This window comes from Nocardiopsis alborubida (genome assembly GCF_012396365.1).
Lineage (GTDB): Bacteria > Actinomycetota > Actinomycetes > Streptosporangiales > Streptosporangiaceae > Nocardiopsis > Nocardiopsis alborubida.
In genome coordinates this window covers 20978-28000 of the sequence record NZ_JAAXPG010000051.1, presented here as the reverse complement: position 1 = coordinate 28000, position 7023 = coordinate 20978, and the positions used below count along the sequence as shown (strand labels likewise).

Below are 7023 nucleotides of genomic sequence, written 5' to 3'. Positions count from 1 at the left end.
CCCCGCCCCGCCTGCGAGGGCTGCGGCTACCAGACCTGGTGCTCCCAGGGGCGCACCGCCGCCCGCCACCTGTCCCTGGTCGCCGGACTGCGCACCGACCAGGCCGCCAAACTCACCGACGCCGGCCTCGACACCATCGACGCCCTCGCCCGGGCCGGCGACGACGAGCGCCCCGCCACCCTGCCCCGCCGCTCCTTCGACCAGCTGCGCGCCCAGGCCGCCCTCCAGGTACGCCAGGACCACACCCGCACCCCCGCCAACCCCCAGGGCACCGTCACCGCCGAGGTCTTCGCCCCCGACGGCCTGGCCAGCCTGCCCGCCCCCAGCCCCGGCGACGTCTTCTTCGACATGGAGGGCTACCCCTACCACTCCCGCGAGGGCGAACGCGGCCTGGAGTACCTCTTCGGCGCCACCACCGAGGACGAACACGGCAACGAGACCTTCCACGCCTTCTGGGCCCACGACCGCGCCCAGGAGAAGAAGGCCCTGGAGGACTTCGTCGACTTCGCCACCGCCCGCGTGGACGCCGACCCCGGCGCCCACGTCTACCACTACGCCTCCTACGAGGTGGACCGCCTCAAACACCTGAGCTCGGAGTTCGCCACCCGCGAGGAGGAGGTCAACCGGCTCCTGCGCGAGAACCGCCTGGTGGACCTGTACACCGTCGTGCGCAAGAGCCTGCGCGTGTCCCAGCGCTCCTACTCCATCAAGTACCTCGAACCCCTCTACCTGCCCTCCGCCCGCTCCGGCGGCGTCACCACCGCCACCTCCAGCATCGACGCCTACGCCGCCTACCTGGCCGCCACCGAGGCCGAACGCCCCGACCAGGCCGCGCAGGTCCTGGCCGACATCGCCGCCTACAACCGCGACGACTGCCACTCCACCGCGCGCCTGCGCGACTGGCTGGAGGACCACCGCACCCACCAGGGCATCACCGACCGGCCCCTGGTCCAGCTCGAACTCACCGAGGCCGAGGCCGAACGCGCCCGCAAACGCGAGGAGAAGGCCGCCCGCCACGCCGCCCTCACCGGCCCCCTGCTCGACCAGGTCCCCGCCCAGGCCCAGGACCGCGAACCCGACCACCACACCCGCGCCCAACTGGCCGCCCTGGTCGGCTACTACCAGCGCGAGAACCTGCCCCCCTGGCGCGAGCACTACCGGCGCACCAGCGCCCCCCTGACCGACCTGGAGTCCGACACCGACTGCGCCGTGCCCTGGCAGGTGCGCGCGGGGGAGTGGATCGAACCCAGCGGCCGCCAACGCAAGTCCCGCCGCGAACTGTCCCTGCGCCTGGACACCGCCCACCCCCACCCCTTCACCACCGGCCAGGACGTGCACCTGCTCTACCCCGGCGCCCCCGGGCAGGCCGCCACCACCACCCAGGCCAAGGTCACCGAGGCCGACGCCGACACCCTGGCCATCGCCGAGACCTGCGACCCCGACTCCACCTACTCCCGGCCCCCCGTCGCCGTCCTGCCCGGCTCCCCGGTCAACCCCGCCCCCAAGGACGGCGCCCTGGAGACGGTGGCCCGCACCGCCCTGGACACCCTGCCCGCCTGGCCCCACCACCCCGGCCTGGACGTGCTGCGCCGCATCCCGCCGCGCCTGAGCGCCCCCGGCCCGCTGCCCGATCCCGCCGACCACGACGGCGACCTCATCGCCACCACCATCGCCGCCGTGGACCGCCTGGAGGGCTCCTACCTCGCCGTGCAGGGCCCGCCCGGCGCCGGCAAGACCTACCTGGCCGCCCAGCTCATCACCCACCTGGCCCGCCAGGGCAGGAGCGTGGGCGTGTGCTCCACCGGCCACAAGGCCGTGGAGAACGTCATGACCGCCGCCCTGCGCGCCGCCGAGGCCGCCGGAGTGGAGGTGGCCGCCGCCAAACGCGCCAAGGGCCGCGGCAAGGACGCCGCCGAGGACCCGCCCTGGGAACAGCCCTCCAGCCCCCAGGCACTGGCCAGTTGGCGCGACAAACACACCGCCCAGGGCCACCCCGTCCTCATCGGCGGCACCGCCTGGGCCATGTCCAACGCCGCCATGCTCGCCGACCCCCTGGACGTGCTCATCATCGACGAGGCCGGACAGTTCGCGCTGGCCGACACCCTCGCCGTCTCGGCGGCCGCCCGCAACCTCGTCCTGCTGGGCGACCCCCAGCAGCTGCCCCAGGTCGTCCAGGGCACCCACGGCGAGGGCGCCGACGCCTCCGCCCTGCAACACCTCATGGCCGGACGCCAGATCATCGACCCCTCACGCGGCTACTTCCTGGACCAGACCCGCCGCATGCACCCGGCCGTGTGCGCCACCGTCTCCGCCCTGTCCTACCAGGGGCGCCTGCACGCCCACCCCAGCACCGCCGAGCGCTCCCTGGCCACCCTGGCGCCGGGCGTGTACACCCTGCCCACCCCCCACCAGGGCCGCACCACCCACAGCCCCGAGGAGGTCGAGGCGGTGGTGGAGGTGGCCACCCACCTGGTCACCGACAAGGTCACCGGCACCGCCGAAGCGCACCCGCGCCCCCTGACCGGACACGACATCCTCGTGGTGGCCCCCTACAACCTCCAGGTGCGCGCCCTGCGCCGCGCCCTGGCCCAGGCCGCCCGCACCCACCCCGCCCTGGAGGGGGTACGCGTGGGCACGGTGGACAAGTTCCAGGGCCAGGAGGCCACCGCCGTCATCTGCTCGATGACCACCTCCAACGCCGCCGAGGCCAGCCGCGGCACCGCCTTCGTCCTGGACCGCAACCGCCTCAACGTGGCCCTGTCACGCGCCCAGCTGGTCGCGGCGGTGGTCTTCTCACCCGACCTGCTCACCACCGCCCCGCGCAGCATCGACGAGCTGCGCCTGCTGTCCTCCTTCACCCGCCTGACCGAGGGCGCCCGACCCTGGCCCTCCGCGCGCTGAACGCGCCCCGGCGCTGCGACCGTGCTCACCCCCGCCCGCCGCCCCCGCCCAGACGCCCCGCCGCGCCCAGGTCAGGGCCGGTACGGCGACGGGGACGGCCCCGCCCCGCCTCCCGCCCCGCGGTTTCGGACACCCCTTGGGTGGAGTACGTTTTACACAGCACCGCACCCGCCCCGGGCGTCACACGTCAGGGGCGGTGCCACGCGTGTTCTGACGGCAAGAACCACCACCCGCACCCCGCTGCGGGCGTGCCCCCGCCCGCCCTGGACCGCCACCCGTTCTCGAAAGGCACCACGGCCCCCGTGTCTGACCGCCCCTCCGCTCCCGGCAACGGCCGCAACACCCGCCACCCCACCGGCATCCGCGTCGTCATCGCCCTGTTGGCCCTGCTGTGCCTGGTGCTGGGGCCGGCCGGCTACCTCCGGGGACTCAGCGTCCAGGCCCACGCCGACTCCGCGGCCGAGTGGTTCACCCTGGCCTTCGGCGCCGCCGTGGGCATCCCCCTGCTGGCCGCCGCCGTGGCCACCGTCGCCGGGGACCGCAGGGCCGCCCTGTGGTCACTGGCCCTGCTGGCCTGGCCGGTGGTCTTCGTCGTGGCCATCCACCTGGCCCAGGCGCTGTGAGCGCCCCCCGCCCGCCGGGGCCCGCCCCCCGCCCGTACCGGCGGTAAGCTACCGACGTGTCACCCAAGAAACGCAAGCGCCGCAAGGCCCAGCGCCCCGACACCGCCCCGACCGCTCCTCCCCAGGAGAAGAGCGAACCGGACCCCGGGCCGCTCCCGCGGACGGGAGGTGTCAGCCGCACCCCGGTGGTCGTCGCCGACCCGCCCGACCGCAGGATCACCGCCCTGTGGGTGGTGCTGACCCTGGTGTGGCTGCTGGGCACCCCGCTGGCCCTGGCCAACCTGCTGTTCGTGTTCATGGACCTGCAGGAATCGGTGGTCTACGCCGCCCCCGAGGCCCCGGTGGCCCCCGAGAGCCTGGAACCGGTGGGCAACGCCCTGGTCTGGGTCCTGGTCCTGGCCCTGGTCGTCCCGGCGGTCTCGGCCGTGACCGCCCTGGTCCTGCGGCGCAGGATCGCCGCGATCGGGTTCACCGCGGCCCTGGTCGTCTCGGCCCTGCCCCTGCTGTGGGTCATGCCCCCGGCCGAACTGTGGGACGCCCTGCGCACCCACCTGTTTGGCTGACACCCCGCCCCGACCGCACCCGGGCGCCCGCGCCGCCTCCCGCCTTCGCGCAGGGCCCTGGGCCATCATGGATGACCGTGAACACACCCCAGCCCACCCCCGACCCCACGGCCGCCCACGAGATCGCCCTGCCCGGGGCCGTGCGCGCCCGCCTGGAACAGGCCACCCCCAGCGTCCTGGTCGACACCCGCGCGCTGGCCCGGGTCCGCGAGCGCTTCGACACCGAACAGGCCCAGACCCTGGGCCGCTACCTGGCCAGCGCCCAGTCGCCCAACACCCTGCGCGCCTACCGCGCGGACTGGACCTCCTTCACCGCCTGGTGCCTGGTCCAGGAACGCCAGTCCCTGCCCGCCGACCCGGTGGACGTGGCCGTGTACCTGGCCGCCTGCGCCCAGGAGCGCACCCCCGACGACACCGGCTGGGCCCTGGCCCCCTCCAGCATCGAACGGCGCGCCGCCGCCATCGCCGCCGTCCACGGCGCCCACGGCCTGGACTCGCCCACCCGCGCCGAGGTCGTGCGCATGACCCTGCGCGGTATCCGCCGCACCCGCCGCGCCCGTCCGCGCCGCAAGGAACCGGTCGTCCTGCCCGTCCTGGAGGCACTGCTGTCGGTGCGCCCGGGCCCCGAGCACCCCCACGGGGTGGCCCGCAGACGCGACACCCTGCTGCTGCTGGCCGGGTTCGGCGGGGCCCTGCGCCGCAGCGAGCTGGCCGCGCTGACCTTCGACGACCTGACCCTGCACACCGACCCCGCCACCGGCACCCCCGCCCTGGTGGTGGGGCTGGGCGCGACCAAGACCGACCAGGAGGGCCGCCACGGCCAGCGGGTCGCCCTACCCCGGGGACGGCACCGCCACACCTGCCCGGTGTGCGCCTACGCCGACTGGGCCGCCCTGCTCCAGGCCCACCGCACGGGCGGTGAGGAGGCGGTGGCCGCCCTGCTGGGCCGCGCCCGCCCCGAGGAGGGGCTGGCCCACCTGTGCCAGGGCTGGTCGGGCACGGACCTGGCCGACGGCTCCGAGCGCCCCCTGCTGCCCGCCGTGGACCGCCACGGCCACATCGGAACGCGTCCGATGTCGGGCCGGGCCGTGGGGGAGCTGGTCAAACGCTACGCCCGCCGCGCCGGGCTGGACCCCGACGACTTCGGCGGGCACTCCCTGCGGGCGGGCTTCGCCACCCAGGCCGCGCTGGGCGGGGCCAGCGACCGCGAGATCATGCGCCAGGGCCGCTGGACCAACCCGCGCACGGTCCACGACTACATCCGCACCGCCAACCCGCTGGAGGACAACGCCGTCACCCGGCTGGGCCTGTGAGCCCGTACCAGCAGCCCCCAGGGCATCTCAGCTTGCCAACAAACCCACCAGTAGTACTCGAAATCACCAGTTAAAGTGCGATCCTTCCCTGATGAGACATTAGGTTGGTTCCGTGAGAAAGGGGACGGGCCCATGGTCGACGAGTTTCGCGCGGCGTTCCAAGAACTGATCGACGCCTCCGTCGCCACCGACCCCCAACACTTCCCCCCAGCCGTCCACAAGGTCTACGTCCTGGCCTCCCAGATCCCCGCCTCCGAACGCGAACTCGCCCTGGAGGCCCTGACCCCCCTCCTCTCGGGAGACCACGCCGCCCCCGGCATCATCGCCGACCTCTCCGTGGTCGCCGGAGCCCTGGTCGAGATGGGCACCGACCCCGGCCCCACCGGCGTGGAGGTCCTGCGCCGCCTGCGCACCATGGGCCGGGGCGCCATCGTCTTCGTCCGCGCCTGGGAGCGCACCGGCGCCGACGCCCCGCCCGACCCCGAGGCGGTCACCGCCGACGCCGAGGCCCGCGTGGCCGCCGACCTGGGAAACGACGCCCCCGGCGCCACCATGTGCTGGTGGACCATCCGCCGCCACGGCCTGGCCGCCAGGACCATGCTCAGCGAGGCCGCGGTGCGCGCCCACATCCGCCGCGACCCCGCCCTGCACGCCGAACTCCTGGCCATCGCCAACCAGCTCGGCGACCTGCTCCCCGAGTTCGACCAGGTCCGCGACCTGCTGCGCATGGCCGAGGCCACCGGCGCCCTGGTCCTGGACCGCGCCTCCCAGCGCGCCTTCCGCGTGCGCTTCGAGGGCATCGGCGACAACTCCCAACTGCACACCCTGCTCGCCGACGCCCTCATCGGCCCCCAGCGCCAGGGCCTGCCCGGGGACCCGCCCGACCCGCGCTGGGTCGCCGCCTTCCGCGACAGCGCCCCCGACCCCGCCGCCCAGACCGTGCGCGGCTGGTGGAACCTGGTCGCCCACGACGGCACCTGGGTGTGGAACGAGGGCCTGCCCGCCGAGATCCCCACCCTGGAGGGCGAACACCTGGTCGTCCTGGACGAGCAGCCCTACCCCCGCTCCTGGAACGCCGCAAGGCGCCACCCCCAGGTGCGCGGCTGGCTGGAGGTGGAGGCCGAACTCCCCTCCGAGGAGGCCGCGCTGTGGTGGAAGCGCGTCGCCCCGGCCGAACCGGCCATTCCCAGCACCGACGAGGACCAGCACCCGCCGCTGCCCGAACCGGTCGTCCTCGGCGCCGAGGAGGCCGAACCCGTCCGGGTCCGCGGTTTCCTTCCCGAGGAGCCCCCCGCACCCGAGCCCCCCGTGACCGCGCAGCCCGAGCCGCAGAGCGCACCCCGCACCGAACCGGCCCGGCCCCAACCCCCGAGCGCCCCCGCCCAGCCCTCCGCGCGCCCGCAGCGCCCCGAACCGCCCCGCGCACCCCGGCCTCCCGCCGAACCCACCGGCGGCAACGGCATCCTGCCGCCCCTGCCCCCCGGGGTGTCCAACAGCTCGGGCTGGGGCCCCGCCTGGCGCTGACGCGCCCGCCGCCCACCCGCGGGGCGGACAGGTGTACTGAGACCCCGGATTGGGCGCGTTCCCCTCACCGAAAGTCACGGTGACCGAAACCCCGACTCC

Annotated in this window: 5 protein-coding genes; all 5 read left to right on the top strand. The window is 75.0% G+C overall.

Annotation, left to right across the window (positions count from 1 at the left end):
- Nucleotides 1–2901, top strand: a 2901-nt coding sequence (locus tag HGB44_RS30855) for a TM0106 family RecB-like putative nuclease (RefSeq protein ID WP_168444221.1), incomplete at its 5' end; no start/stop codon positions are given.
- A 302-nt stretch (nucleotides 2902–3203) separates the two neighbouring features.
- Nucleotides 3204–3524: a hypothetical protein gene (locus HGB44_RS30850; protein WP_061080482.1), complete on the top strand. Its 321-nt coding sequence runs from the start codon at nucleotides 3204–3206 to the stop codon at nucleotides 3522–3524.
- A 56-nt stretch (nucleotides 3525–3580) separates the two neighbouring features.
- Nucleotides 3581–4087 carry a hypothetical protein gene (locus HGB44_RS30845; protein ID WP_061080461.1) on the top strand — a complete coding sequence of 169 codons (507 nt, stop codon included), beginning with the start codon at nucleotides 3581–3583 and terminating at the stop codon, nucleotides 4085–4087.
- A 71-nt stretch (nucleotides 4088–4158) separates the two neighbouring features.
- Nucleotides 4159–5400, top strand: coding sequence for a tyrosine-type recombinase/integrase (locus HGB44_RS30840; protein WP_061080462.1), 1242 nt, complete (start codon nucleotides 4159–4161; stop codon nucleotides 5398–5400).
- 132 nt (nucleotides 5401–5532) lie between these two features.
- Nucleotides 5533–6924, top strand: a complete 1392-nt coding sequence (locus HGB44_RS30835; RefSeq protein WP_061080463.1) for a hypothetical protein — start codon at nucleotides 5533–5535, stop codon at nucleotides 6922–6924.
- Nucleotides 6925–7023: the final 99 nt, after the last annotated feature.

Bases quoted from the DNA above. Each gene is read 5' to 3' on its own strand.
- HGB44_RS30840 (WP_061080462.1), top strand. From the start codon at position 4,159: ATGACCGTGAACACACCCCAGCCCACCCCCGACCCCACGGCCGCCCAC.
- HGB44_RS30835 (WP_061080463.1), top strand. From the start codon at position 5,533: ATGGTCGACGAGTTTCGCGCGGCGTTCCAAGAACTGATCGACGCCTCC.